Source organism: Vibrio sp. R10-SG3-ISO10 (assembly GCF_059834185.1).
The window spans coordinates 289,071-315,392 of record NZ_JCBDHG010000022.1 but is presented as its reverse complement, the minus strand read 5'-3'; the positions used below and the strand labels follow the sequence as shown (position 1 = coordinate 315,392).

The following is a 26,322-nucleotide window of genomic DNA, read 5'->3' as shown; positions in this document are numbered from 1 at the left end:
CTCTGCCTAGCAGAGCCATTGTTTTTTTACTTTTCAAGATTAAGGTGTGTTATGTCGGCATCTTCTAATTTTAACATTGCTTTTTTTGGCGAGTGCATGGTCGAAATCAGTGGGTCTCCACTGAGTAAAAAATTCGGCGGTGACACGCTCAATACGGCGCTTTACCTGTCTCGTTTAACTCAAAATCAAAATGTTTCTGTGCACTATGCGATGGGGCTTGGTCACGATGAATTGTCTCAGAGTATGTTGGAAAACTGGCATCATGAAGGCATTCAAACTGAGTTGGTCGAATACATTGAGAACAAACTGCCCGGCCTATACATGGTTGAAACGGATGAGACGGGTGAGCGTCACTTCCACTATTGGCGCAGTGATGCCGCAGCCAAGTTTTACTTTAATAGCGAAAGCCAAACCAAACTTGAAGCTGCACTGGCTGATAAGGTGCTAGATGCGGTATACCTCAGCGGTATCAGCCTTGCCATTCTTGACGACGATTCACGTCAACGCTTACTTGATGCTGTTTGTACCTTCTCACTTCAAGGTGGAAAGGTGATATTCGATAACAACTACCGCCCGCAACTTTGGTCAACAGAGCAAGCGCAGCATTGGTATGCAAAGCTTCTACCTTGCGTCGATATTGCTTTGATTACAGAAGATGATGACCACATCGTCTGGGGCAGTGAAGAGTCGGTGCAAGCGAGATGTCTGCGCCTTGGCTGCAAAGAAGTGGTGATTAAGCGTGGTTGCGAGCCTTGTAAAATCATCACCACTAGCGATCTAGGCATAGAAGAGCGTTACGTTGCGGCAAGTAAAGTGAACAAGGTCGTCGACACGTGCGCCGCAGGGGACTCGTTTGCCGCAGGTTATCTTGCTGCGCGCCTTACCGGAAAAAGTGCCAGTGCCTCAGCGCTATTAGGCCATCAATTAGCTTCAACCGTTATTCAGTACTCAGGCGCGATTATTCCCGTCAGCGCGATGAGTGAACTTATTATTGGGTCACAAGACCAGAAATAGAATCGGAAACTATTATGTCTCTACAAGCTACATCTCAAGAAATTATCAACAAGCTACAGCAGTTCAAAGTTGTCCCTGTTATCCAAATCAACAAGGTCGAACATGCAGTACCTCTAGCCAAAGTTTTGGTTGAAAATGGCCTACCCGTCGCTGAAGTGACCTTCCGTACTGAAGCGGCAGCAGAGGCAATCCGTGCAATGCGTGAAGCGTATCCTGAAATGTGCATTGGCGCGGGAACGGTACTGACGTCGGAGCAAATTGATCTAGCGAAAGAAGCAGGCAGTGAATTCGTGGTTGCTCCTGGACTTAATCCAAACACAGTTCGTCGCTGCCAAGAGATAGGCATGCCTGTTGTTCCTGGAGTCAACAACCCAAGCCAAGTCGAGCAAGCACTAGAGCTGGGTTTAACCTTCCTAAAATTCTTCCCTGCGGAAGCATCTGGCGGCATTAGCATGGTGAAGTCTCTGCTTGCTCCATACGTTGATGTGTCATTCATGCCAACTGGTGGTATCGGTAAACACAATATCAATGACTATCTAGCGATTGACCGCGTGATTTGCTGTGGTGGTACTTGGATGGTGGCTCCAACACTGATTGAGAACGAACAATGGGATGAGATCGCGAAGCTTGTCCAAGAAGCGGTTGCGCATGTTGCGTAATTGAATCGAACATTAGTAAATTTGGGATGACACGGATGAACAAAGCAACGTTAGCACTACTTATTTCTGGCTTAATGGCGGGGCAAACAGCGATGGCAATGGCTCCTAATACTGATCTTAATCTTATGCCTTACCCTCAGGAAGTCGAACTGGGGAAAGGGCAAATTGCGCTCGACAAAGATTTTAGTATCTATGTAAAAGGTTATGACTCTGAGCGTGTGCAATTCAATGTAAAACGCACGATGGAAAGGCTTTATCGTCAAACCGGTTTACCTATGCTTCATTGGCAAGCCGAGTCCGAGAAAGACGCAACCTTGGTGATTGATATTAGCAAGGCACCAAAAAGCCAAGTACAAGGCATAGAGAGTGATGAGTCTTACCAACTGGATGCTAAGAATGGTCAAATTGTTATCCGCTCTGAGCGTCCATATGGTGCGCTACATGGCTTAGAAACCTTCCTTCAGCTAGTGACAACAGATGCTAAGGGCTATCACGTGCCAGAAGTGTCGATTGAAGATGAGCCACGCTTTAAATGGCGTGGTGTTTCATACGATACGTCACGTCACTTTATCGAGTTCGACGTGATTTTGCGTCAGCTTGATGCGATGGCATCGGCGAAGATGAACGTCTTCCACTGGCACATTTGGGATGACCAAGCGATTCGTATTCAGCTAGATAACTACACTAAGCTCTGGTCTGAAACGGCAGATGGTGACTACTACACCAAAGACGAGATTCGTTATGTGGTGGACTACGCGCGTAATCTTGGCATTCGTGTTATTCCTGAAATCTCTTTACCAGGGCATGCTTCTGCAGTTGCTCATGCTTATCCAGAATTGATGTCTGGTGTCGGCGAGCAAGCTTACCCTCAGCAGCGTGGCTGGGGCGTGTTTGAACCACTGATGGACCCAACTAATCCAGAACTGTACACCATGCTCGAAAGTGTCTTTGATGAGGTGGTGGAGCTGTTCCCTGATGAGTACTTCCACATTGGTGGCGACGAGCCGAACTACAAGCAGTGGGAAGAAAACCCGAGCATTCAGAAGTTCATTGCTGACAATAACCTAGACGGTGAACGTGGTCTGCAATCTTATCTCAACACGAAAGTGGAAAAGATGCTTGAGCAGCGTGGCAAGAAAATGTCTGGTTGGGATGAGATCTGGCATAAAGATTTGCCGACTTCAATTGTTATCCAAAGTTGGCGTGGACACGACAGTATTGGTCGTGCCGCGAAAGAAGGGTATCAAGGGGTGCTGTCAACGGGCTATTATCTAGACCAGCCGCAACCGACTAGCTACCACTACCGCAATGATCCAATGCCAACAGGTATTACTGTCGACGATAAACTGCATAGTGGTGAGCGATTCGCAACCTACGACTGGGTTAAACCACGCAATAAGGGTGGCCCGCGTAAAGGTAATCTGACCATCATCGAAGCAAAAGATGGTACGTACCGCGCGTTTACCGATTACAATGGCAAGTCTCGCCAAGAAGTTCATATTCTTGAATATGTGCCGGGCAAAGTGTTCCGCGGTCATTTCGATAACTTTATGTCCTACACCGAGTTCAACTATGAGTTTGCTGGTGGCAAGCTTAAGCCAAGTAGTTATCAGCTTATCGGTAACGTTCGCTGGCCTGCGACAGGTGAGCTAGTGGCAGGAAGTTCAATCAAGGGTTCTGTTATTCCTCAGCCAAACGGCGGCTACCCTGCTGAGCTAACCAAAGATGAACAGAAACTCATCTTGGGTGGTGAAATCACCATTTGGGGTGAAAATCTTGATTCAATGACCATCGAACAGCGTTTGTGGCCGCGTAGCTACGCGATTGCTGAGCGTTTGTGGTCTAGCCAAGAGCTTACCGATGAGCGCAGCATGTATCGTCGTATGAATGCGATGGATACGTGGTCTGAAGTCTCCGTTGGTTTACGTCATCACGCTGACGCCAACATGATGCTTAAGCGCCTCGCAAATGGTGCGGATGTGATGCCTTTGCAAACACTTTCTAAGTACATTGAACCTGCGCAGTATTACGCGCGTCACTGGGAGAAATGGATATCAACGCCGAACAAAGGCGATCTTTACAATCAATATGAACGCTTAAATCGCTTTGCTGATGCGCTACCTGTAGAAAGCCTGGCGGTATATCAGATGAATGATTTGGTTGAGGCGTTTGCTAAGGGTGATAAAGCCGCTCTAGATACATTGCAAGGCCATTATCAAGCGGTGAAGTTTGCAGCCACTCAGGCTAAGCCAATCTTTGCAGCGAATGTTGCGTCAGTTGATACGGTTGCAGTGGCAGACGCAAGTGTGCGAGTAGCAGACTTAGCCTTAACGTTAATTGAAACGGCTAAGCAAGGTCACCAAGTTCGCGCAATGGATGCGGCAGAGTATCAAGCATTGATTGATCAAAATGCCATCATCATTGATGAAACGATTGTCGCCATTGTTAAACCAACTGAGAGCTTACTTAAAACTCTGAGTAAATAATGGTTAAACCATTTGCCGCTAGCGCACGCTAGCGGCAAACTCCTTTTTATTTGGAAGTATTACAATGCAAGTAAGCGGTCACTTACGGTTTTTCATCGGAACCTACACTGATGCCCCGAGTCAGAGCCAAGGCATTGCTCAGGTCAGCTTAAATCCTCAGACTGGTGAACTGACTCTCCTCGGCGATTTCTATCCTCTACGTAATCCTTCTTACCTCAAACAAACCCGCCAAGCCCTATATAGTTTTTCAGAAGTTGCTCAGCAAGACGGCGCACAACTTGTCTGTATGCAAGGAGGCATCAATCACGCGCTGCCCATTTTAGGCGACTATCCTTGTCACTTAGACGTTTGTGAGAATAACCAATACCTAGCCGTTGCCAACTACGGGTCTGGTGATGTCAACGTGTTTGCTCTTAGTGATGATGGAGTACCAAGAGAGCTGGTGATAACGTTATTTGAAGAGGGGAAAGGCCCCAATTTTGATAGACAAGCGTCCCCGCATGCGCACCAAGTAGTGTTTCAGCGCACGGAAAAAGCGTTGGTAAGTGTGGATTTAGGCAGCGATGCCATCCGCTTCTATCACATTGAGCAAAACCAATTTCTCTTGCGACAAACGCTAGCTTTAACGCCTGGGTCTGGACCTCGCCATTTGGTGTTCAATCGCGCTGAAGATAAAGCTTATGTTGTGTGTGAGTTAAGTGAAACCTTGGTTGTGCTGACTAAAACAGACACTGGCTGGCAAGTGTCACAGCAGTCAGACTTAATCCCAAATGGGGAGAAAGGAGAAGCCGCGTCCGCGATTAAGTTGTCGCAAGACGAGAGGTTTATTTATGTGTCATGTCGACAGCAGAACGTGTTGAGCTGCTTTGATGTTTCGCAACCTACAGCGCAATGGCTTGGCTTAACCGATTGTGGCGGTGGTTTTCCACGTGATTTTACGATTAGCGATTGTGGCGAGTGGGTAGTCGTCGCCAATCAGCATTCCAACAACCTTACTAGCTTTCGTCGTGATTTGAAGACGGGAGCATTAGTCGCAACAGGATATCAGTGCCAAGTTGGCGCACCTGTCTGCGTAATTGAACAAAATAACGATTGAGAACAGTATGACAATTCACCGTATTAACCCTACAAAACGTTGGTCAGATGTAACGGTATTTAATGGCATTGCTCATTTTGTCGAAGTGGCTGAAACGGATACCTCCGCAGATATTAAGGGGCAAGTACAGCAGATTTTTGATCAAGCTGAGCAGATGCTCGCAAGCGTCGATAGCGATAAAACGCGTCTTTTGTCGGTCACTATCTACGTGACTGACTTTGCTAACTTCGATTCTTTGAATGAAGTGTGGGATAACTGGTTTTTGGAAGGCACAGCACCAAGTCGCGCTTGCGTTAAAGTCGAACTTGCAGATCCTAACCTATTGGTTGAAATGGCATTTGTCGCAGCTGCGGGGGAAAAGTATCAGTAGCATTTGCTGAACAAAAACGTAAAAGGTAGCGAAATCGCTACCTTTTTTGATCGTGTACTTGCTGCGTGATTACGCTTTTTGCAGATCGCGAGCTGGGTAAGTCAGTGTCATACCATCTACCGTTACTCGAACGTAGAAGCCGCCGCTGCTTAGACCAACAACCACCATCTTACCGAAATCAACGCCTTTTGTTGCGACAACAACATCATCAATTGCAAACATGGAAACACCTTGAAGTTAATGGATAGAATTAATCTCTCGGCGCGGATTTAAACAGCAATTGCTCCTGACAACTAATCAGGTTTTTTGTCGTCACAATCAAATAAATTACTTGTAGTGTGAGCTTACAATTTGACTACGCTTATTAGCTTAAATTGTTGTTTTTAAATGAGTCTACGTAAGCTTTATCTTCCTTCATAATATGGTTTTTAAGCCAGTTTTTGAGAAACGTCATTAACTCATCGCCGATGTCTTCCCCTGTTTCTACGCGACGCTGAAAATCTAAGACCTCTTTTACCAACTGTTGATGCGCCGCCACATGATGACTGGTTTGCTCGTAGCCGATTTGTTCGAACAAAATTTCTTCATAGGCAAAGTGGTTAGCCGTGTAGTCAATCAAACCCTGAACCACTCGCTTGATCGAAGGCAGGCCATAATTGTGTTTAAGCAGGTAATAGAGCTCGTTAATGAGATGGAGTAGGGTACGATGCTGGCGATTAATCTCGTCTAAACCAATGTCGAGTTGAGCGTTCCATTCCATCAGTTTTTCTCGCTTGGCTTCATCGGCTTCGATTTGATTTGAATTGGTTGCAAAGCGATGAAGTAAGGAATCAATTTCCCCAGACAAGTTACGCACCGTAATACTGGCTATCAAGGTTTCCTGCGTAGACCGAACGTTGTTATCGGATTCCGAAGCAATAAGCGCTAGGCTGTCTTGTAAGCTTTGAGTTTGACCTAGTTGCTGCTCTGATGATTGAGCAATATGTTGGCCGTAAGTACGTACTTCATCGATTTGTAGATTAAGCTCTTTGAATGTGTGCTCTGCCGTAGATGCGATTTCTAATGAGCGTTGCATGCTTGATTTGTTTTCTTGCATGGTTTCCAACACGTCATCAGTCTTGGCTTGAAGATTGGTTATCTTATTGCGAATCTCTTCTGTTGCTTCTTGAGTTCTTTTTGACAAAGAACGGACTTCATCGGCGACGACGGCAAAACCGCGGCCTTGTTCTCCAGCACGAGCACTCTCTATGGCCGCATTTAGTGCAAGCAAGTTAGTTTGTTCGGCGATGCCACTAATGGTCTCCATTACTTGGCTAATCTGCGCGGTTTCTTCCATTAATGACTGAAAGTGTTCATTGGAGTTTTCAATATGCTGATTGGCGTTATCGAGCGCTGCTTCTAAGGCAACCATGTCATGGGTGCCCTGATCTGCTTTGGATTTGGCTTGATTAGCCAGCGTTGCGGTTGATTCACAGTAGTTAGAAACGTTTTGCGTGATTTCAGAGAGCTGGCTGATGATCTCTTTGGCGTTATCAACATCTTGTTTTTGTCCGATCGCGCCCGTTTTTGAAATCCCCGAATCTTCTTGGACGGTTTCAGCAACTTCTACTAAGCGGGCAGTCGATTTACGAAGGGCGTGTACGGTTCGAGAAATATCCTCACCAATGCGGTTGAAAGTACGCAACAAGGGAGTGCTGGGAGTATCATTGCTGTCAATTCTTATCGTAAGATCACCCTCTGATAGGTGGGTAGCGATTTGCTTAAGCTGATCCAACAAGCTGGTCATAGAGGTTATGGCATATACCACAATCAAGTGATAAATCAGTAACAAAATGAGCCATAACCAAGATTGCCCTATGAAGAGTTCAATAGCAATGGGAAGAATGAACAAGGTTAGCAGCATTGACCACTGCAACGAAGAGAGTCTATTTAAGCTAGAAAATAATGATCTAAACATACGCCAGCTCCTTGGCCGGAAATCTGTTGCTCACTTCATTAAATTTAGGCGATAGATACGGAATGACCCACCGAAATCAAACATTAAATTGATTAAAATTAATTCTAAAGGGCTAGTTTTCTAAGTTGCTCACCTTAGTCTTCGTCGAGCTCATTGAAGGTAGCTTGAAAGTAGTCCCACATTAACTGACCAACCGGGCCAAGCGCTGTAGTTTTCTTGCGCGCAATATAAATGGGTACGTTGAGTGGTTCGAAAGTTGGAACAGGGATTAGCCCTGGTTCATGCTCGATTTCATGTGTGGCGAGTCGCCCCCAACCTAAGCCACTTTTTATCAGCGACTTTTTTGTTTGGTGATCAGAGACATACCATTGTAAGGCTTGCTTGACGATCCCCGAGTCAGGGTTTGACTTGTAGGATGATTTAACCACGACTTGCGGGTATTCATACAAATCACTCTGTTTGATTTGGTTTAGCTTAGCCAAAGGGAACTGGTCTGAAATGAATACCGGCAAACTCAGGTTATCAATGCGCTGATATTCTACCAACTCTTGGTTTAGTTCTCTTACGGCATAAATACCGATATCCACTTTATCATCCAACAACATACGCTCGCCTGAGGCGGTTTCTATGTCTAGATGAATTACAGTCTCTGGATAGGATTGCTTAATGTGTTTGAGAAGATCGGTTACTTTGTCGGCCGGGAAGATTGCACTAATACTGATTTTAAGTTCACTTTCGACTTCACTGTTCATCTGACGCGCGAAAAGGTCGAACTCGTTGGCAGCATCGAGCAACCGCTGGATTTTTTGCAGCAGAACTTTGCCTTCTCTGGTAAGAGTCGGGCGGTAAGTGTCACGATCAAAAATCTCTATTTGATAGTGATCTTCAACCTGCTTAACGGAATAAGACACCGCGCTACGCGCTTTAAATAGCTTCTCGCTTGCTTTGCGAAAGCTACCTTCCTGATGAATCACGTTAACAACGTGCAAATGTTCTAAGGCAATCATGGTCTAATAATATGACCATTATGGTCTAAAAGCTATGCTTTTTTCGTTCATGTTTCTCTTCTAAAGTAACTCTATCGCCAGAAAATACTCAGCTTAACCAAGCGGTTTGTTCGTACTGGCAGAAGATGGCCAACTGTTTTGAACATTTAGGAGTGAGACTATGACTTTCCAGATTTTAACGACCCCAGATAGCGCATTTGTCGACCTACCTGACTACCCATTTGCCCCTAACTATGTCGAGGTTGAGGGAATGCAAATGCACTTCATTGATGAGGGAGAAAAGGACGCTCAGGTTATTTTTCTGCTTCATGGTCAGCCTTCCTGGAGCTATCTCTATCGCCATATGGTGCCTGTGCTCGTGAATGCCGGGTATCGCGTCATTGCCCCTGACCTAATTGGCTTTGGTAAGTCTGATAAGCCAGCGACAAGTGACGTGCACACCTACGCGAATCATGTTCGTTGGATGACAAGTTTTGTTCGTCAAACTGGTGTTCGCCATGGTGCGGCATTCATGCAGGATTGGGGTGGAATGATTGGCTTACGCGCTTTAGCGAACCAACCTCAATGGTTAGATCGTTTGGTGGTTGCCAATACTGCTCTCGCTGAGATGAACGGCTTAGAAAAGTTTATGGTGCCAAAAGTGTTGAAGGTCATGGCTGCTGCGGCAGGTAAAGCGACGCTAGATAAATTGGCAAACAAGATCAACTACGGCAATTGGGCTGGATACTTCAGGCATAGCGAACGACTAGAGATTGGCAAAGTCATCCAACTACTGACGACCAAAGAACTGAGTAGTGAAGAAATGCGAGCCTACGATGCACCGTTCCCGTCATCTGAGTTCTATGCGGCACCACGAAAAATGCCTGAAATTGTTGCCGCTGAACTTGATGAAGTGAATAAGGATTGGAAAAAACTTAAGCAATGGCGCAAGCCTGTGTTGACGCTATTTAGCGATCAAGACCCATTCCTTGCGGGGCAAGGTTACGACGAGAAATTCCAGAACAATTTCCCTGGCGCTTCGGGTCAACCACATATCACGATAAACAACGCATCCCACTTTTTACAAGAAGATCAATCAGTCCAGCTAGCCAACAAAATGGTCGATTGGTTAGAGCAAACACAATATAAACAAGAGAAGGTAACTGCATGAAAGTATTAGCAATTGGAGCAAATGGTGTCATTGGACAAGCCGTCGTTAACCAACTGAGTCAGAATCATCAAGTGATGGCGGTTGGGCATAGCCGTGGAGAGGTTACCGTCGACATTGAAGACCAAGCGTCGATCAGAGCTTTGTTTGAGCAAGTTGGTCAGGTAGATGCGATTGTTTCAATGGCGGGTAACGGTGAAATGGGCAGCATCGCAGACATGCCAAGCTCAGGCTATGCGGAGGTTTTAAAGGGTAAGCTAATGGGGCAAGTTAACCTCGTTCGTATTGGTCTGGAATATTTGAAAGAGGGAGGTTCTATTACCTTAACTTCTGGTCAGGCTGCCAACTACCCAATGGCGGGGACAGCGGCGATTTCTATCGGTGTAGCGGGTATTAATGCGTTTGTCGGTGTTGCTGCCTTAGAGCTTGAAGAGGGCAAGCGTATCAATGCGGTCAGCCCTGCTGTGGTTAAAGAGACTTTAGAGCAATGGGGTGTTGATAGCAGCACAGGAATTCCTGCAAGTGAAGTGGCTAAATTCTATCAACAAAGTATTGAAGGGAATGACAACGGACACATCTTTGATGCTGTTTTAGCTCACTAGTCTTCCCAAACGCAAAACGCCCAACAGATGGTATGTCTGTTGGGCGTTTCTCTCTGAAGCGAGCCGTCAGGTTACTAGGCGCTATTTATCTTCAAGTTGATAGGCCATTGGAAAGACGACGGTGATCGGGTGGGGTGCCGTGTGCTTTGGAAACTTTGTCGCGAGTATCGTTTTCGTTGCAGCGGTATCCAAAATGGTATGCCCTGAACTTTCTAATATCGTGAGCCCAATTACACTGCCTTTTTGATTGATATCTGTCTGTATCATTGCGGTACCTTCCAGCGACAGACTTCTTGCCTCTTGTGGATAGTACAGATTAGATGACAGCCTTTTGATGTATTCTTGCTGATCAAACCCTACCGCATCAGTTGTGTGTGTGGCTGTAGTACAACCTACAGCGAGCAGAGACCACAGTAAAAACAACATTCTTATGGAGATGGATTGATAGATCGATTTCATACTCAAGACAATAAGACCCATCTATTTTTTCGTTCCAATCACTTGGAATTGATCGACAAACATACCTTGGCTAATCATCCAAGTATCTTTAGGTTTATAGAAGTAAAACTCCCACGTTACTGGATGATTTTCATGTTTGGCCACTTCCACAATACGAATTAGAGATGGAGATAATTCTTCATAATGAATATTCTCTGCTCCAATGATTGAACCGTACATAGCCAGCACAACTCCAAATTGTTGTTTGAGAAGAGTAAGCTGTTGTTTATTGGCGCTAATCGTCGGATTATTGCTAAATAGCTTATCGATAGCTTGAGTTGATTGTGCAGAAGAAAGCTCTTTGAAGAATTTGTCCACTTGCTCTTTTGGTTTGCCCTCATACGCTGAGGCTGTACCCGCACAAAACAACAGAACTAATCCTGCCATTAACTTCTTCATATAAATACTCCTGTAATTTTTTGTTGCGAACTGTTGATACTACTGACGCGGGTTGGTTTGGACTATTGAGAATGTATTGTTATTGCAATCAATAATATGAGTCATTAAACCGCCCCAAAACTGTGTTTCAGGAGGCCCGGCAAACCTGACATCGCGCTGAATCAATGTTTCAAAGAAGCTGTGTATGTCATCAACTTCTAAGCTAAAACCCAAGAATCGACCACACTCAAATTCTCCGATTTCTTCCACTTCGAGCAATAACTGAACATTGTCTAACTGATAGCCAACAAATCCGTCATTTGCGCTGCCAAAGACCTTATGTAATCCCAGTTTGTGGGTGTAAAACTGTTCGGATTCTTCAACAGATTTACACGGAATACGCATTGTGTTCATTTTCATCAGTGTGTTCCTTGATATTTAACGTCGAGTTAAGCCTTACCGATAGCTCTTTTATCAAGCTTAGTGCCGAGATGATTATCTTCAGCTAACTGATACTAGATTGAAGAGCAATTGCCGTTTTGCGCCATTTCGGTTTTTAAAACCTGTGACTTACCGTGTGTTTCGTCGACAAGCTCAACACCAGCGCCACCGACAAACACGCCCATTTTTATGTATTGATTGATAAAGTAGTTGCGTCCTTCGTCAGTGAAAAGCGTCACATGGTTTTCTGAGAATTCAGATTCGGTACTGATAATATGTTCTTGGTTGCCTTTCACCTCATGATAGAAGAACACCCCCGGGGCCGTTTCGCCAATACATTCGCCATCGACATAGACAAACTTTTTAAGCGCAGCGCCTACAAACGCATCTTCTCGATAAACGTAAATACCCGAGTTGCCTTTTTGTGGGGCAGGGAAGGACTTAGCATGTTGTGAAACCTCGGTATCTACCGTAGGAACAGAGGCACAACCAGAGAGTGCAAGGAGTAGAGCAGAACAAAGAAACAATTTATTTTTCATATGATTAACCTAGCCTTTATAAAATCGGTGGCAAACATACAACAAAATAATATTTTAGTGATTGTTATTGGTAATAATTGTGATTCTCATTAAGTTTTAAGTGTGGGCGATTTAGCTACTCGCCCATTTAATGAGCACTTAACGAGCCTTAGCTTGGCTTTTTACGTATTTCTTTACTTTCTTCATTGCCATTTGGCGTTTCAGGGGCGACAGGTAGTCGATAAATAGATTACCAGAGAGGTGGTCTATTTCGTGCTGCATTACAATGGCTAAGAACTCATCACTTTCAACTGTGATCGGATTTCCCTCTCGATCCAGCGCAGACACAACCACCGAAGTAAAACGTTCAACTTCAGCGTAGTAATCTGGCACAGACAGGCATCCCTCTTGACCAAAGGCTTTGTTTTCACCACTGACGACTTCCGGGTTAACTAGGATTAGTGGCTCATCTCTGTTATCTGAAAGGTCAATGATCACCACCGCTTCTTTACGACCTAACTGTGTAGAAGCCAAACCAATCCCGTTGTCAGTCGCATACAGGGTTTCGAGCATATCGTCGATCAGAGTTTGTATCGACGCAATGTCCGTGACTTTCTCTGCGGTTATCTTGAGGCGCGGATCTGGGGCAGTGAGAATATCTAATACAGCCATTTATCTTTAAATCCTAACAATTTGTTTAGGCTATCAATTTTAACCAAAAGAGCCGAGTGTAGTGAGTCTTAGATTGAAGAAAGTTAATGTTTCTCACTGTCTATTCCACAAATCTGATACAGATAGCTTTATTAATAAAATGTAGTGATGTTTTATATGCTTTGTAAATGGTGTTTGTGCTCTAAAAGAGCCGGACATTTAGCTAGTAGGAATATCTTTGTGAATCAGATGCTTGGTAGAGACTCTTCGGTTTCTGATACCGAACCCATGACGAAAAAAACGCATCGCGCCAAGTTTAAGTGGCGGGGCATCGAAGTGCGACTGGGTCTTGCGTTGGCAATGCTATCGATGACGACGTTACTGCTCGCCCTTTTTAGTTCGACCACTTATGACAAGCTAGAAAGCGCTCTGCTCGAGCTCAAGGAAAAAGAAATCCCAGCTCTTGAGCAGGCGGCTAGGCTAAACGATATGGTGCGTTTGGTGATCACTGATTCGTCACAGTTAGTCGCAGCCGATTCGAACCTTGAAAGGCGCAATGCCATGGTTCGTATTGAAGACAGCATAGAAGAGATGAACCAAGTACTTGCCCATTTTCCTGAGTACCATGCTTACTTTAAAGACTTGATTATGCAGGTGAGTAACAGCCTGAGTTTACTTTATCAAAGTGGTGAAGAATCGCGGCAGCTCAACAAAGAGTTACGCAACTTGCTAGAAGGTTTTTATCCTCTCTTGCAGCAAGTGAGTGAAGAGCTTGATAGCTTGCCTGCGGAGCAAAAGTCTCGTCTTCAGTACAGTCAGCTAAAGGCTTTGTTGTTCTATCAACTAGGTTTGGTTGAGAAGCTTTATAATGATGGCAGCTTCAACGAGTTGGATTACACAACCTATCGTCTAGAGCAATTGGGACAAGATTGGTTTAGCTTGTGGCTCGAGAGTGGGCTTGCTGAATCTTTGCCTGCGCTCGATGAAAAGCTCTCGGTTATCTACACCCTTGCCTCTCGCTCAAGCCGTTTAGTTCAGCTCAAGAACCAAGCGTTGGAGCACTACTATCAGCAGGAATTCTTACTTGAAAACAGCCGTAAATACCTGCATCAACTCTCCGTTCAAATAGAGCGAAATACGTCAAACGTTAACTTAGAAATTGATTCGTCGATTGCCCATGTACAAGCCTCATTAGCTTCAAATCGCACCTTCTCGCTTGCTCTCTCGGTGTTTAGTCTATTTGCCGCTGCGGGGATCGCGTGGTTCTACGTACGCAAAAATATTTTGGAGCGCCTGCTTAACCTTAGAGACGATATGTTTGCCATTTCAACAGGGCACTTGGATACCCATATTGAGTTAAAAGGGCAGGATGAAATTACCCAAATGGCGAAGTCCTTGCAGGTATTCCAAGCTACCGCAAAAGTAGTGAAAAAAACCAATCAAAAACTGGAAGCCGAAGTCGAAGAGCGCAGGCTGGCAGAAGAGAAACTTCGTGTCACTCAAGATGAGTTGGTTCAAGCAGGTAAGCTTGCCGCACTAGGGCAATTGAGTGTTGGAATTACTCATGAAATAAACCAACCTTTAACCGCGATCAGCAGTCATACTCGCAGCGCGCAAAAGTGGCTAGAGCAAGCGCGTTCAGATAAAGCGACCCAGAATCTGCACAAAATTGAAACCTTGCTAGGTAAAGTCGCGGCTCTGACGCGTCACTTGAAAGCCTTCTCGCGCAAGAGCGATGGCAAAGTGAGCTCGGTCGCGGTGATGCCTGTCGTCAACGATGCGATAGAGCTCTTTGCCAATAAGCAGATACCGATAGTGCTCGACTGCAATCTCTCTTCTTGTGAGAGTGTTCGAGCAAATCCGATTCGCTTAGAGCAAGTGTTAGTTAACTTAATCAGCAATGCTATTGATGCCGTAGAACAAACCCCTGAGCCGCTTATTTTGGTGTCTGTCTCTAGAGTGGGAGAAGAGGTCACGATTGCGGTTAAAGATAATGGAAAAGGCATACTCGCTGGCGATATTCCTCATATTTTCGACCCATTTTATACCCGTAAAGAGGTGGGCAAGGGCTTAGGATTAGGGCTCTCTATCGCTTTTAATATCATCAAAGATTTTGGTGGTTCTATTCGGGTTAACTCACAGCCGCAACAGGGTAGTGAGTTTGTTGTTCATTTAGAAGGCGCAAGAACATGACGATGGAAAAGCAAATCACCCTCATTGACGATGAACTAGATGTCGTAGAGGCAGTCAGTGAGATGCTAGAGCTTGAAGGCTTTAACGTAACCAGTTTTACCGACCCGAAAGCGGGTTTGAAGTCGTTATCTCCGGACAGTAAGCAGGTTGTTCTATGCGATGTACGTATGCCGCAATTAGACGGCCTATCTATGGTAGATGCAATTCAAAGTCGTTCGCCTGCGTGTGAAATCATCCTGATGAGTGGTCATGGTGATATTCCGATGGCGATAGAAGCGATGAAGCTTGGTGCATTCGACTTTATCGAAAAGCCGCTACAAAGTGACGAGCTGATAGAAAAGCTCAACCTCGCTTCAACGCAGGTGCAGAACGCCCCAGATACGCTTTCGGATACGCCAGAGCTACCGATTGAAAATGTCGTGATTGGGGTTTCTAGTCAAATGGAGATGGTACGAAGCCAGGTGTTGGCTTTGGCTCGAACTGGGGTGGATACCATCATCAATGGGGAAACAGGAACGGGCAAAGAAGTGATTGCTAGAGCCCTGCATCGTTACTCGAAACGTCGTGATAAGCCTTTTGTAGCCATTAACTGTGGCGGTATGACGGAAAGTATCATTGAGAGTGAGTTGTTTGGGCATGAGGCAGGTTCTTTTACCAGTGCGAATAAAAAGCGTATCGGGAAAATTGAACAGGCAAACGGTGGCACTCTATTTCTTGATGAGATTGAAAGCATGCCGATTGCGGTTCAGATCAAGTTGCTCAGAGTGATACAAGAGCGAGTCATTGAACGTGTTGGCGGTAATACACTGATTCCGGTTGATATTGTTGTGGTTGCAGCAAGCAAAGCTGATTTATCGGAGCTGAGTCAGCGCGGCGAGTTTAGGGCTGATTTGTTTTATCGGCTCAATATCGCCAGTCTAAATTTACCACCGTTACGCCAACGCAAAGAAGATATTCAGTCTCTGTTTAGGCATTTTGTGGTTCAAGCCAGTCAAAAATATAAAACGCGACCATCGACCCTCTACGCTGAGCAAATACAACAGCTGTGCCGTCATGACTGGCCCGGAAATGTGCGTGAGTTAAGAAACGTCGCAGATCGATTTGTATTGGGCATTGTGGGCGAAGGGTTTGATTTGCAGGCACCGTCGACTCAAGGTAGTGAAGCCTTTGCGTTTGAGCAGCAAATGGAGCAGTACGAGCGCAATGTGCTTACTGAAGCGCTAATTGAAATGGCAGGCAATATTAATGAGGTGTCGCTGCGGCTAAATCTACCGCGCAAAACCTTATATCGAAAGATGAAAAAGCATCAACTGGACAAAGAGAGCTTTAAGGCGAATCGCGCCAACTGAGCGATAGACACAAATGACTCAATATAACGGAGTGATAGTGTGGCTGAAGTTATATTATTGAAATTCAAGGTTAAAATATTTGGCATAGAGAGTGCTATAGAGTAACCACTCTGATTTAAACTCGCGGAAATAAATCTGTAAAACGGATGTAAACCGTTTTTGTCAGAGTCGATTAAAAATCAATAAAACAATTTGCTGCAAGGAGAAACCGATGAAGCAAATCTTAACCAGTGGTATCACTCTATTGTTAGGTGTTAGCTCAATTGCCATGGCGGGCAACGAACCAGCACAGGTCGGCCCACGCCCTCTCTATCTCGTTAGTGATATGGAAGAGAGCCCTCTAAAAACTAAGCTTGAAAGCTGTAGTGACGGCCCATTTTATCGTAGCGACTTTTCGATTGGTCACCGCGGCGCAGCAATGCAGTTTCCTGAGCATACCAAAGAGTCGTACCTAGCTGCGATTGCGATGGGAGCGGGTGTACTTGAATGTGATGTGACCTTTACCAAAGATAAACAACTGGTATGTCGCCATTCACAAAGTGATCTCCACACTACAACCGATGTTCTTGCTCACCCAGAACTTGCTAAGAAATGTTCGGTGCCGTTTAAACCAGCTAATCCTGAGACTGGCGAGGATGCACAAGTAGAGTGTCGTACTTCAGATTTTACTTTGGCTGAGTTTAGAACCTTGAAAGGTAAGATGGATGGCGCAAACCCGAAAGCCACTACCATCGAAGAGTACATGAATGGGACGCCTGGCTGGCGTACAGATCTGTACTCACAAACGGGTACTTTGATGACCCATGCTGAAAGTGCAGCGTTGTTCAAAAAGCATGGTGTGAAGGTGACGCCAGAGCTGAAGTCAGCCAAAGTTGAAATGCCTTATCAGGGCTTCAGCCAAGAGAATTATGCGCAGAAGCTAATTGATGAGCTGAAAGCGGCAGGGTTTACAGCCAAAGATGCTTATGTTCAGTCATTCAACCTAGATGACGTGAAATACTGGATTAAAAACGAACCTGAGTTTGGTAAACAAGCCGTTTACCTTGACGATCGCGTATACAATCTAGAAGGCTTTACTGCGACGCTAGAGAACATGAAAGCGCTATCTAAAGATGGTGTTCAGATCATTGCTCCACCTCTTTATGCGCTTATTCAGTTAGATGATAAGAATGCGATTGTTGCATCAGAATACGCGAAGCTAGCCAAACAAGCCGATCTCGATATTATCGCTTGGACATTAGAGCGTTCTGGCCCACTTGCGCAAGGTGGCGGCTGGTATTACCAAAGCGTGACTGAGCAAATTAAGCAAGATGGCGACATGATGAAAGTGTTGGATGTGTTGGCCAAAGATGTAGGCGTATTAGGCGTATTCAGTGATTGGCCATCAACGGTCACTTACTACGCAAACTGTATGGATATCTAATCGGCGATACAGCCTAAGTTAGCAAGATATTTGATTAAAAATGAAGGGCTTTCGAGCCCTTTTTTTAATTGTAAACTTCATGGGACAAAAATGACCCAAATGGCGTAGCTTGCGCAAGACACATTTGACCCAAATTAAAAAATGCCAGATGTGATTTTGATTAAGTATTTGAAAGTAAAAGTAAAAATAGATGGCACGTCCCCTGCAATAGTAAAGGTGAACATCAACAATAACGTGAATGTAAGGTTCTAATATGAAAAACAGTGTAAAAGGATTGTTAATCGCTGGCTCTTTGCTGCTTCCATCTATGGCGATGGCAAGTGAGTGTGCTAACCGTGGGGTACTGGATGAAAGATATTGTGATGAAAACCAAGATCTAGTGGCTGACTCACCAAAAGACTCGAACGAGTGGATCGACCCAAGCACTTTGGTTTTTACCTACACACCAGTAGAAGACCCAGCGCTGTATAAAGATGCGTTTGCCGATTTCCAAGCACACCTAAGCAAAATCACTGGCAAAAAGGTCATTTACTACACTGTTCACTCTAACTCAGCTCAGGTTGAAGCAATGCGCTCTGGTCGTTTGCATGTCGCAGGTTTCTCAACGGGCCCTACCGGCTACGCTGTAAACCTAGCGGGTTATGTGCCAATTGCGGTAAAAGGTGACGAAGCAGGTTTCCAAGGCTACAACCTAGTGACTATCGTTCGTAAAGACAGTGGTATCAACGAAATGGCGGACTTGAAAGGCAAACGAGTTGCCCATACATCGGCCTCTTCAAACTCTGGCAACCTAGCGCCACGTGCTTTGTTCCCAGCACAAGGCTTAGTACCAGATGAAGATTACAAAGTGCTTTACTCAGGTAAACACGATCAATCTATCCTAGGCGTATACAACGGTGACTACGATGCAGCGCCTGTTGCATCAGATGTTTATGACCGTATGGTTGCGGCCGGTCGTGTTGATGACTCTGAGCTTAAAATTATCTACCGCAGTCCACGTTTCCCAACGTCTGCATTTGGCTACGCTTACAACCTAAAACCTGAACTAGTAGAGAAAATTAACGAAGCTTTCTTTAGCTACCGATTCACTCCAGAGATGAGTGCGGCATTTAAAGGTGCAGACCGTTTCTCACCAATTACCTACCAAGAAGACTGGTCAGTTATCCGCGATATCGCTCATGCAACAGGCACGGCTTACACAAAAACTGGTCTGAAGAAACTGGCTGAGAAAGATGCGGCTAAGCGTGCTAAGAAAAAAGCAGCTGAGCTAGCAAAGCAAGCCACCAACCAATAAAACAAAAGTTTCTAATTCTCTAATAACGTCAAAAAGTACGGTGCCTAGTGTGTAGGGCACGGGCATCGTACACCCTAAATTTGGGCTCAAAATAAGAAAACAAGGAATAGTAGTATGGCCGTAGCAAGCTGTGACGCATCAAAATACGACGGAATAAAGATCAACAATCTCTTTCATGAGTACGTGGCAGGTAAGCCAATCCTTAAAGGTATCGACATCGATATCGATCAGCCGGGCATCATTGCCATCATAGGCCCATCAGGTACAGGTAAAAGTACCTTATTGCGTTGCATCAACCGCTTAAACGACCCGACTAGCGGTGAAATCCTGTTTGAAGGTGAAGACCTGACAAAACTGCAGGGGCAAGCACTACGTAAACAGCGTCGTCACATCGGGATGGTTTTTCAAGAGTACAACTTGGTTGAGAGACTAACGGTAATAGAAAATGTGCTCAGTGGGCGTTTAGGCTACATGTCTTCATGGAACGCTTGGCGTCGAAATTACTCGAAAGAGGATTTGCAAAAAGCATTTGAGCTTCTTGAGTTCGTTGGCTTGCAAGACTTTGCCAATCAGCGTGCCGATAGTCTTTCTGGCGGTCAGCGTCAACGTGTCGGTATTGCACGTGCAGTCATGCAAGACCCATACATCTTATTGGCGGATGAGCCAACCTCATCTCTCGACCCTAAAACCGCGGTCGAGATTATGGAGCTGATGGAGACGTTTGCCAAAGATAAACAAATCCCTGTTCTGGTTAATATTCATGATGTGAACTTGGCGAAGCGTTTTGCTACTCGCATCATTGGTATGTGTAACGGAAAAGTGCATTACGATGGCAGCCCAGAAGGTATCAGCGAAGAAGATCTCAAGATCATCTATGGAGGTGAGTCATGGCTAGATTAAGCACGTCACCTTCTTCGGTAAACGTTGAGAACCCCTTTAAAGCATCATGGGCGAGCCGAGTGGGCGTGGTAGCCGTGGTTGCTTATCTGTTTTACAGCTTCTCGACACTCAACCTTAGCTTTGAACGCCTGATTATCGGTTTTGGAGAAAGTGAGCGCTTGCTATCTCGCATGTTTCCACCCGATTTCTCTCGTTCGAACCTGCTACTTAGTGGCTTAGCAGAGAGTTTACAGATAGCGATAATCTCTAGTTTCTTTGGCATCGTTATCTCTTTATTTCTCGGTCTTTTGGCGGCGAGAAACATGATGCCATCGATTGTCTCGACACCCGTTCGTGGCTTTATTGCGCTGTGCCGTTCATTCCACCCGGTCATTATTGCCATCTTATTCGTTAAGGCTGTGGGCTTTGGTGCGTTAGCGGGGATTCTGACCTTGGTGTTTGCTTCGATTGGTTTTATCGCCAAGCTTTTTGCTGAAGCTATTGAAGAGATATCGTTTAAACAGGTTGAAGCCATTCGAGCAACAGGGGCAAGCTTTGCGAGTGTGATTTTGTTTGCAGTAATGCCACAGGTATTTACGCGTTTTATCGGCTTTGCTAGTTATCAACTTGACTCAAATCTACGTAACTCAACCATGGTGGGCATTGTTGGCGCAGGCGGCTTAGGTGGCACTCTTTTCTCTGCTTTCCAACGTTTTGATTACGATTTTGTTGCCGCCATTCTTATCACCATTATTGCACTGATTCTTGTAGGTGAGTTCTTATCTAATGTAGTAAGGAGAATCTTCTAATGACAACTGCTTCAATTGATAGAGAGTGGCAGCGTTTTACGTTCAACGAACGTTTGGCAAGGTTCGCCGCCTACTTGTGTTTTGTATCAGCGATAGTTTGGTCTTGGCAGACTGTAGAAATCATTCCAGAGTTCCTTTACGACGCACCAGCGCAGTTTGGTGACATGTTTAGCCGCATGGTTCCGTTGGATTACGGTTTTTACCCTGAAATGATTCATGCAGCCCTGATTGAAACCCTGCACATTGCAACTCTTGGGACGCTTTTTACTTTGATTCTCGCTATTCCATTAGCCTTGCTGAATGCACCTAACATTACGCCAAGCAAAACATTAAACTGGATTGCACAATTCTTCTTGGTATCTTCGCGTTCGGTTAACTCACTGGTATGGGCATTGCTGTTTATCGCTCTGTTCGGTCCTGGCGTATTAGCGGGGATCATGGCGATTGCCGTTCGCAGTGTGGGCTTTGTCGGTAAACTTCTCGCAGAGGCGATTGCTGAAGTGAATATGGGAACAATCGAAGCTTTAAAAGCGACGGGTGCCTCTTGGATGAGTATTCTGCTAAAAGGCTACTGGCCTCAAGTTATGCCGGCTTTTTTCTCGATTGTCTTATTCCGTTGGGATATCAATGTTCGAGAATCTGCGGTATTAGGCTTAGTAGGCGCTGGTGGTATCGGCGTAGTGCTTAACGACGCGCAAAACCTGTTCGAATGGCAAAAGGTGTCGATGGTCCTAGTGAGTATTTTCGCTGTTGTTATTCTCGCTGAAGCGCTAGTCGTGCATGTGCGTAAGAAGTTAATTTAATTGGTTTACGCCAATTGAAAAAGACAGGGGAAACTCTGTCTTTTTGTTATCTGGTATTTTGAGTGTTTGAAAGCAGCTCGTTTAGCAATGTATTGAGCTCGTGATGATGCTGACCACCTAACATAGAGATGGGCACTCTAATCTTACCTTGGGCGTGAGTTAGGAAGACGACTCTGCTGCTTCCCCCCTCGTTGGCATAGCTTTTTTCTTTTGCCTCTGTGACCGATGAAAGCTGACATTGTTTGGCTTTGCCTAAAATATGGCTAACCATCAGCCTTTGATCATTAAACATCAGTTGATAGCTTAAATGTTGAAGGGCAATAACGATCATTAGGCTCGTTAGAATCAGCATAAATAGAGCCATGTAGAGTGAAGCTGGTGGGTCAATGACAAGTTGAGTAAATAGAACAAGAGCAATCAGCATAGTGAACCAAGAAATGATCGCCCCCAAAAAAGATATTTGGACATCTTTCATATCAGGGTAGCGCTTTCTCGTGCTCTCCTTGTGGCTCTTCAATACAGCAAAAAAGGCAAACATCAACAGGGGTATTGAAGCTCTAATGTATTCAATATCTTCCATAAGTATTCAGTGTGACGGCTATTTGCTGTCTAGTATACTTTCAATTCTTGGAGTATCGAGCTCTTCAGAACGTAATTCATGTTCGTATTTTTGCTTTTCGTGCATCGCTTCAATTAGCTCACGATCTAACTTAGCAAAGTAGAGATCTTCTTCCGCTTTACCTCGCAAGCGAAGTTTTTCTGTAAAGTCCATAGTAGCCACCTCATCAGATTGACCATCTAATTTAAGTATAGATAGCGAGGCCAGTCGTTGAGGTGATCCTTGTCGAAAGAGTTGTCAGAATGTGACTAGATTTACAAATAATAAAAGGGTCATTTATCAACTAAACTTAAGGAGTACTTGATGTCGTTTTGGAGGTAGCTATGGACGTTCTAGTTCAGTTTGATAGGACAGGAAGCTATCAAGATAATCCGTGGGATCTACCAGTTTCATACCAAAAAGGAGAGATCCACTCAGTGACTCCTCTTGCCGCGATTGTGTTGATTGATAGGCGCGAAGCTCATCTCTATTTTCATGAGCGAGATAAGCGGTTCACCAGTTCCGAGAAATAATGCTTTAGCAGTGAGTTAAGTCTAAGTAACGGTAGAGAATTTTACTGGTAGTGCGCTTGTCTAAATGTTTTCGGTCATCATGAGACCACACGGCTGTTGTCTGTTTGAAACTTCATTACTAATAAAAGTCTCAATTACGGACTAAACTTAGAAGATGCTCGATGTGTTAGGAGGTAAGCATGGAGTTTCTTGTCCAGTTCGACGAAGAGGGTTTGTACCAAAACAACCCATGGGACATCCCAGTTCCCTATATGAAAGGGGAAGTGCGTGCACTTAATCCTCTTCTTGCTATGGTAATGATTGAAAGGAATCAAGCCCACCTGTACACCAACCTTAAAGATAAGCGACTGCCTATCTCCGAAGGGGAAGAGTGATCTAACCTTAATAGAGACGTAGTAGCTACCCTACTGCGTCTCTTTTTGTGCCAGTAGCTGTTTTGTAAACTCGGCAAATCCATAACCGCCCGGCTGAGTCATGACCTTAGAGGGTTTGTGTGTCAGCTTATCCCAATAGTGCTGGATGTTTTTCACTCCAACAGTCAAGGGCAAGGTTTCAAACATTTGTTGGTCATTAAGCGAATCACCGACATAGCAGCACTTGGTCAAAACATCTTGTTCAGTTAACCCTTTCGATTTTAAATACTCGAATGCACTGTTACGTTTTGAATGATTGCCGTACCAAGCGTTGATATGGATTGAACTCGCTGTCGCATGCGCGCCTAATTCGTGGATACGGGCGACTATATGCTCTACGATATTAGCGCTTAGTGGCTCTCGATTTTGGCCGATATCAATCGCGACTTCACACAGGCGATAGGCTTGGTCTAGGGTCAAGTTTACTTGTGGGTAATCTGCGAGAATATCTTCTACTTGCTGCTTTAGCTGGCTTTGTTGTTCACGCATCTTTTGCAGCGGTTCAGAACTGGTAAGAGAAATGCCTTTGGTGCTTTTTTCCAAAGTAAAAGCCCCATTCTCACCCAGTACTGCATCGACAGGCCAAAGCTGAGCAATATGATCGCACCAACCTGCACACGCTCCAGTCACCGCGACAACTTTAATCCCCTGTTGCTGTAACTCTGAAAGCGCAATCAGTGTTTCCGGTGGCAGTTTGCCTTGCCACGTCAATGTGTCATCGACATCCGTCAAAACCCACTCGATAGACTTCCATTCCTTTGAAAGTAACTTTTCCATATTGATTATCTAATGCTGTTTAAAGAACTGTTTATCTTATGAAAATTAACTCTGTATTTCAGTGAACTTGCTTAGGTTAATGAGTAACCGATGAGAGATAAGATAATCCGTTTTTACCGATGTCGTAATTGGAAATGCTTGTTGTCATAATGGCAACGCGCCAAACGGTGGAGTATCGAATATTATCCTCGCAAACGATTACTATATAAGTGAGGTAGCTATGTCCCGATTCCTTTTATGCGCATTTTCCTTTGTGCTTCTTTATCCTACGGCCATTGACCTCTACCTTGTTGGGTTACCTCAAATAGCCGCCGATCTAGCCGCAACGCAGTCACAGCTTCATATGGCGTTTTCTATCTACTTGTCAGGTATGGCAATGACGATGCTGTTTGTTGGTCGACTTGCTGATCGACTCGGACGTAAGCCTGTCGCTATTGCTGGTGCCATTGTTTTTGCTATTTCTTCCTGGCTCGGTGGCGCATCTCAAACCAGTGATGCTTTCCTGATGATGCGTTTTTTCCAAGGCGTAGGGGCAGGGTGTTGTTACGTGGTGGCCTTCGCTATTTTGCGCGACACGCTTGACGATCAAAAGCGCGCTAAAGTGCTCTCTATGTTGAACGGCATCACCTGCATGATCCCTGTTTTAGCACCAGTCATTGGGCACTTAATCATGCTGAAATTTCCTTGGCCTGTCCTGTTTAGTGCGATGGCGGCAATGGGTGTTTTAGTTTGTTTGATTGCGACGTTTGTGTTGAAAGAAACCTTGTCAAAACAGTCAAATAACCTTGCTCACAGCGAAGAGTCAGGTTCTAACGAAACACTATTGGACCGTTATTTCCTTTCTAGAGTTTTGTTTACCTCTCTTGGTGTTACGGCAATTCTTACTTATGTAAATACCTCTCCAATGATAGTCATGGAGACACTGAACTTCAGCCGCGGTGAATACTCTACGGCAATGGCGCTCTTGGCTATGGTGGGGATGTCAACTTCATTTTCAGCCCCTATTGCCCTGTCTTACTTTAAGCAAGGAACCTTGTTGCTAGGCTCACAAATCATTACTTTGACGTCGGCTATCGTCATCCTCGCGGCTCACTTGAATGGCGATAGCTCGACGCTTTACATGCTAGGTTTTGGCTTGATTAGCATGGGGTTCTCTATGGGGTTTGGGGTCGCGATGAGTCAAGCACTTAGCCCTTTTTCCAACAAAGCCGGTTTAGCCAGTTCGGTGCTGGGTATTTCTCAAGTGTGTTGCTCCGCACTGTATATCTGGTTTATGGCATGGATTGGTGTGTCTGCGGTAAATATGTTGCTAATTGCATTGGTTGCTGGTGGCGTTATCGGCATCGCTTTAATACTATTAGGAGCAAATCAACCACGTAGCGATCTTCATGAAGAAATCACTTGCACGCCTTGATCTGAATTTACTGCTTACTCTGCAATTGTTGCTACAAGAGCAGAGTGTGACCAAAACGGCAAAGAAGCTCAATGTCACGCCTTCAACGGTAAGTAAGGCATTGGGTAAGTTGCGTGATTGGTTTGATGACCCGTTGTTCGTCAATACTCCGCAGGGTTTAAGGCCAACGCCACTGGCGAGCAGCATGGAAGAGAGCCTGTCTGACTGGCTACTTATTGGTAGCCAAATCGTCTCAAGACGTGGTGATGAAGCACCAACAGGTGTGCGTTTTAATCTTGGCGTAGAGTCTCCGTTATCTTTGATCATGGTTGATGAATTGACTAAGCGCATTCACCAAACATACCCAGATTCTAAGATTAAATTTACCAATTGGGACTATGACTCACTAGAGGCCATTGCCCGTGGTGACGTCGATATCGGTTTTACGGGTAGAGAGAGCCACCCTCGATCAAAAGAGTCTCTCGAACTGCTGCCTTATTATATCAATTTTGAAGTACTCTTTACTGACTTGCCCTTGGTTTATCTACGTAAAGATCACCCCGCGCTTGAGCAGGAATGGAACTTGGAGACGTTTCTCAGCTACCCACACATTAACGTTACGTGGGAGAAAAGTGAGAGCTGGGCTCTGGATGAAATACTGATCGAGCTTGGGTTAAGCCGTAACGTTAACTTAACCATGTCGGGGTTTGAGCAGGCTCTGTTTGTTGCTGAAAAAGCCGGCCATGAGATGATCACCACCGCCCCAAAATATTGTCAGAAATATTGCCAGCAACTCCACCCAGATCTGGTTGCCATGCCGATTCCATTAGATGAGGAGCAGCAACAGAAACTTAAGATCCCATTCACTATGATTTGGCATAAACGTAATAACCGCAATCCAAAGATAAAGTGGCTGCGAGATACGATAAAGAGCTTATATTGCGATTAGATGAGCACTACCAATCAGAACATCTAATATTTCCGCTGGCACAAAAATAAGGGGACAGCTGTCCCCTTGATTTAGTCAGTTATTG

At 45.0% G+C, this 26,322-nt stretch carries 29 protein-coding genes; 18 read left to right on the top strand and 11 right to left on the bottom strand.

What is annotated here, in order from left to right; translation table 11 throughout:
* Positions 1–51: 51 nt before the first annotated feature.
* From AC6R16_RS14900 to AC6R16_RS14880, 5 genes are all read left to right on the top strand, one after another.
* Complete coding sequence (locus AC6R16_RS14900) at positions 52–1,014, top strand: sugar kinase (RefSeq protein WP_500674879.1); 963 nt, start codon at positions 52–54, stop codon at positions 1,012–1,014.
* Between the two features lie 14 nt (positions 1,015–1,028).
* Positions 1,029–1,673 (top strand): bifunctional 4-hydroxy-2-oxoglutarate aldolase/2-dehydro-3-deoxy-phosphogluconate aldolase, encoded by a 645-nt coding sequence (locus AC6R16_RS14895; RefSeq protein ID WP_500674878.1) that lies wholly within the window; start codon positions 1,029–1,031, stop codon positions 1,671–1,673.
* A gap of 35 nt (positions 1,674–1,708) precedes the next feature.
* A complete protein-coding gene (locus AC6R16_RS14890; protein ID WP_500674877.1) occupies positions 1,709–4,159 on the top strand; it encodes a beta-N-acetylhexosaminidase in 2,451 nt (816 codons plus the stop codon).
* Positions 4,160–4,223: 64 nt separating this feature from the next.
* A complete protein-coding gene (locus tag AC6R16_RS14885) occupies positions 4,224–5,255 on the top strand; it encodes a lactonase family protein (RefSeq protein ID WP_500674876.1) in 1,032 nt (343 codons plus the stop codon).
* Between the two features lie 7 nt (positions 5,256–5,262).
* The gene (locus AC6R16_RS14880; protein ID WP_500674875.1) at positions 5,263–5,625 is read left to right on the top strand and encodes a RidA family protein; all 363 of its coding nucleotides are present in this window, start codon (positions 5,263–5,265) and stop codon (positions 5,623–5,625) included.
* A 69-nt stretch (positions 5,626–5,694) separates the two neighbouring features.
* Here the strand turns inward: AC6R16_RS14880 and AC6R16_RS14875 are convergent, their stop codons facing one another.
* From AC6R16_RS14875 to AC6R16_RS14865, 3 genes are all read right to left on the bottom strand, one after another.
* Entirely contained in the window at positions 5,695–5,847 is a 153-nt protein-coding gene (locus AC6R16_RS14875) for a hypothetical protein (protein ID WP_004746464.1), read from the bottom strand.
* A gap of 142 nt (positions 5,848–5,989) precedes the next feature.
* Positions 5,990–7,582, bottom strand: coding sequence for a bacteriohemerythrin (locus tag AC6R16_RS14870; protein ID WP_500674874.1), 1,593 nt, complete (start codon positions 7,580–7,582; stop codon positions 5,990–5,992).
* A 134-nt stretch (positions 7,583–7,716) separates the two neighbouring features.
* Positions 7,717–8,589, bottom strand: coding sequence for a LysR family transcriptional regulator (locus tag AC6R16_RS14865; protein ID WP_500674873.1), 873 nt, complete (start codon positions 8,587–8,589; stop codon positions 7,717–7,719).
* A gap of 160 nt (positions 8,590–8,749) precedes the next feature.
* Here AC6R16_RS14865 and AC6R16_RS14860 point away from each other — a divergent pair, with 160 nt between their 5' ends.
* Positions 8,750–9,739 carry a haloalkane dehalogenase gene (locus AC6R16_RS14860; protein WP_500674872.1) on the top strand — a complete coding sequence of 330 codons (990 nt, stop codon included), beginning with the start codon at positions 8,750–8,752 and terminating at the stop codon, positions 9,737–9,739.
* Entirely contained in the window at positions 9,736–10,338 is a 603-nt protein-coding gene (locus tag AC6R16_RS14855) for a short chain dehydrogenase (RefSeq protein WP_500639823.1), read from the top strand. The genes AC6R16_RS14860 and AC6R16_RS14855 overlap by 4 nt, the downstream gene beginning before the upstream one ends.
* Before the next feature lie 81 nt (positions 10,339–10,419).
* On the opposite strand, the gene AC6R16_RS14850 is transcribed toward AC6R16_RS14855, so the two are convergent.
* The 5 genes from AC6R16_RS14850 to def form a co-directional block, all read right to left on the bottom strand.
* A complete protein-coding gene (locus AC6R16_RS14850) occupies positions 10,420–10,764 on the bottom strand; it encodes an energy transducer TonB (RefSeq protein ID WP_500640175.1) in 345 nt (114 codons plus the stop codon).
* Positions 10,765–10,818: 54 nt separating this feature from the next.
* The gene (locus tag AC6R16_RS14845) at positions 10,819–11,235 is read right to left on the bottom strand and encodes a hypothetical protein (protein ID WP_500674871.1); all 417 of its coding nucleotides are present in this window, start codon (positions 11,233–11,235) and stop codon (positions 10,819–10,821) included.
* A 39-nt stretch (positions 11,236–11,274) separates the two neighbouring features.
* On the bottom strand, positions 11,275–11,634 hold the full coding sequence (locus tag AC6R16_RS14840) for a VOC family protein (protein ID WP_500674870.1): 360 nt from the start codon (positions 11,632–11,634) through the stop codon (positions 11,275–11,277).
* A 95-nt stretch (positions 11,635–11,729) separates the two neighbouring features.
* Complete coding sequence (locus tag AC6R16_RS14835) at positions 11,730–12,194, bottom strand: DUF2846 domain-containing protein (RefSeq protein WP_272787851.1); 465 nt, start codon at positions 12,192–12,194, stop codon at positions 11,730–11,732.
* A gap of 138 nt (positions 12,195–12,332) precedes the next feature.
* On the bottom strand, positions 12,333–12,845 hold the full coding sequence (gene def, locus AC6R16_RS14830; RefSeq protein ID WP_500674869.1) for a peptide deformylase: 513 nt from the start codon (positions 12,843–12,845) through the stop codon (positions 12,333–12,335).
* Between the two features lie 228 nt (positions 12,846–13,073).
* Here def and AC6R16_RS14825 point away from each other — a divergent pair, with 228 nt between their 5' ends.
* The 7 genes from AC6R16_RS14825 (at position 13,074) to phnE (AC6R16_RS14795) (ending at position 21,574) form a co-directional block, all read left to right on the top strand.
* The gene (locus tag AC6R16_RS14825; protein WP_500675347.1) at positions 13,074–15,017 is read left to right on the top strand and encodes an ATP-binding protein; all 1,944 of its coding nucleotides are present in this window, start codon (positions 13,074–13,076) and stop codon (positions 15,015–15,017) included.
* The gene (locus AC6R16_RS14820) at positions 15,014–16,366 is read left to right on the top strand and encodes a sigma-54-dependent transcriptional regulator (protein WP_500674868.1); all 1,353 of its coding nucleotides are present in this window, start codon (positions 15,014–15,016) and stop codon (positions 16,364–16,366) included. The genes AC6R16_RS14825 and AC6R16_RS14820 overlap by 4 nt, the downstream gene beginning before the upstream one ends.
* Before the next feature lie 211 nt (positions 16,367–16,577).
* Positions 16,578–17,789, top strand: a complete 1,212-nt coding sequence (locus AC6R16_RS14815; RefSeq protein WP_004746471.1) for a glycerophosphodiester phosphodiesterase family protein — start codon at positions 16,578–16,580, stop codon at positions 17,787–17,789.
* Between the two features lie 253 nt (positions 17,790–18,042).
* Positions 18,043–19,083 carry a phosphate/phosphite/phosphonate ABC transporter substrate-binding protein gene (gene phnD / locus AC6R16_RS14810; RefSeq protein ID WP_171320449.1) on the top strand — a complete coding sequence of 347 codons (1,041 nt, stop codon included), beginning with the start codon at positions 18,043–18,045 and terminating at the stop codon, positions 19,081–19,083.
* Between the two features lie 114 nt (positions 19,084–19,197).
* A complete protein-coding gene (phnC, locus tag AC6R16_RS14805; protein WP_500674867.1) occupies positions 19,198–19,983 on the top strand; it encodes a phosphonate ABC transporter ATP-binding protein in 786 nt (261 codons plus the stop codon).
* Complete coding sequence (gene phnE, locus AC6R16_RS14800) at positions 19,971–20,771, top strand: phosphonate ABC transporter, permease protein PhnE (RefSeq protein WP_171320450.1); 801 nt, start codon at positions 19,971–19,973, stop codon at positions 20,769–20,771. Before phnC ends, phnE (AC6R16_RS14800) begins: the two co-directional genes overlap by 13 nt.
* Positions 20,771–21,574, top strand: coding sequence for a phosphonate ABC transporter, permease protein PhnE (gene phnE, locus AC6R16_RS14795; RefSeq protein WP_171320451.1), 804 nt, complete (start codon positions 20,771–20,773; stop codon positions 21,572–21,574). The genes phnE (AC6R16_RS14800) and phnE (AC6R16_RS14795) overlap by 1 nt, the downstream gene beginning before the upstream one ends.
* Before the next feature lie 46 nt (positions 21,575–21,620).
* Here phnE (AC6R16_RS14795) and AC6R16_RS14790 read toward each other — a convergent pair whose 3' ends face one another.
* Together AC6R16_RS14790 and AC6R16_RS14785 are read right to left on the bottom strand one after the other, a co-directional pair.
* Entirely contained in the window at positions 21,621–22,154 is a 534-nt protein-coding gene (locus AC6R16_RS14790; protein ID WP_500674866.1) for a hypothetical protein, read from the bottom strand.
* 18 nt (positions 22,155–22,172) lie between these two features.
* A complete protein-coding gene (locus AC6R16_RS14785; protein WP_239854210.1) occupies positions 22,173–22,346 on the bottom strand; it encodes a hypothetical protein in 174 nt (57 codons plus the stop codon).
* A gap of 170 nt (positions 22,347–22,516) precedes the next feature.
* Here AC6R16_RS14785 and AC6R16_RS14780 point away from each other — a divergent pair, with 170 nt between their 5' ends.
* Positions 22,517–22,705, top strand: a complete 189-nt coding sequence (locus AC6R16_RS14780; protein ID WP_239854211.1) for a hypothetical protein — start codon at positions 22,517–22,519, stop codon at positions 22,703–22,705.
* A 179-nt stretch (positions 22,706–22,884) separates the two neighbouring features.
* Positions 22,885–23,079 carry a hypothetical protein gene (locus tag AC6R16_RS14775; protein ID WP_004746483.1) on the top strand — a complete coding sequence of 65 codons (195 nt, stop codon included), beginning with the start codon at positions 22,885–22,887 and terminating at the stop codon, positions 23,077–23,079.
* A 30-nt stretch (positions 23,080–23,109) separates the two neighbouring features.
* Here the strand turns inward: AC6R16_RS14775 and AC6R16_RS14770 are convergent, their stop codons facing one another.
* A complete protein-coding gene (locus tag AC6R16_RS14770; RefSeq protein WP_500674865.1) occupies positions 23,110–23,895 on the bottom strand; it encodes an HAD-IIB family hydrolase in 786 nt (261 codons plus the stop codon).
* A gap of 184 nt (positions 23,896–24,079) precedes the next feature.
* On the opposite strand from AC6R16_RS14770, the gene AC6R16_RS14765 reads away from it, so the two are divergent.
* Together AC6R16_RS14765 and yidZ are read left to right on the top strand one after the other, a co-directional pair.
* A complete protein-coding gene (locus AC6R16_RS14765; protein ID WP_500675346.1) occupies positions 24,080–25,309 on the top strand; it encodes an MFS transporter in 1,230 nt (409 codons plus the stop codon).
* Entirely contained in the window at positions 25,284–26,237 is a 954-nt protein-coding gene (gene yidZ / locus AC6R16_RS14760) for an HTH-type transcriptional regulator YidZ (RefSeq protein ID WP_486796148.1), read from the top strand. Before AC6R16_RS14765 ends, yidZ begins: the two co-directional genes overlap by 26 nt.
* The last annotated feature ends 85 nt before the right edge of the window (positions 26,238–26,322 follow it).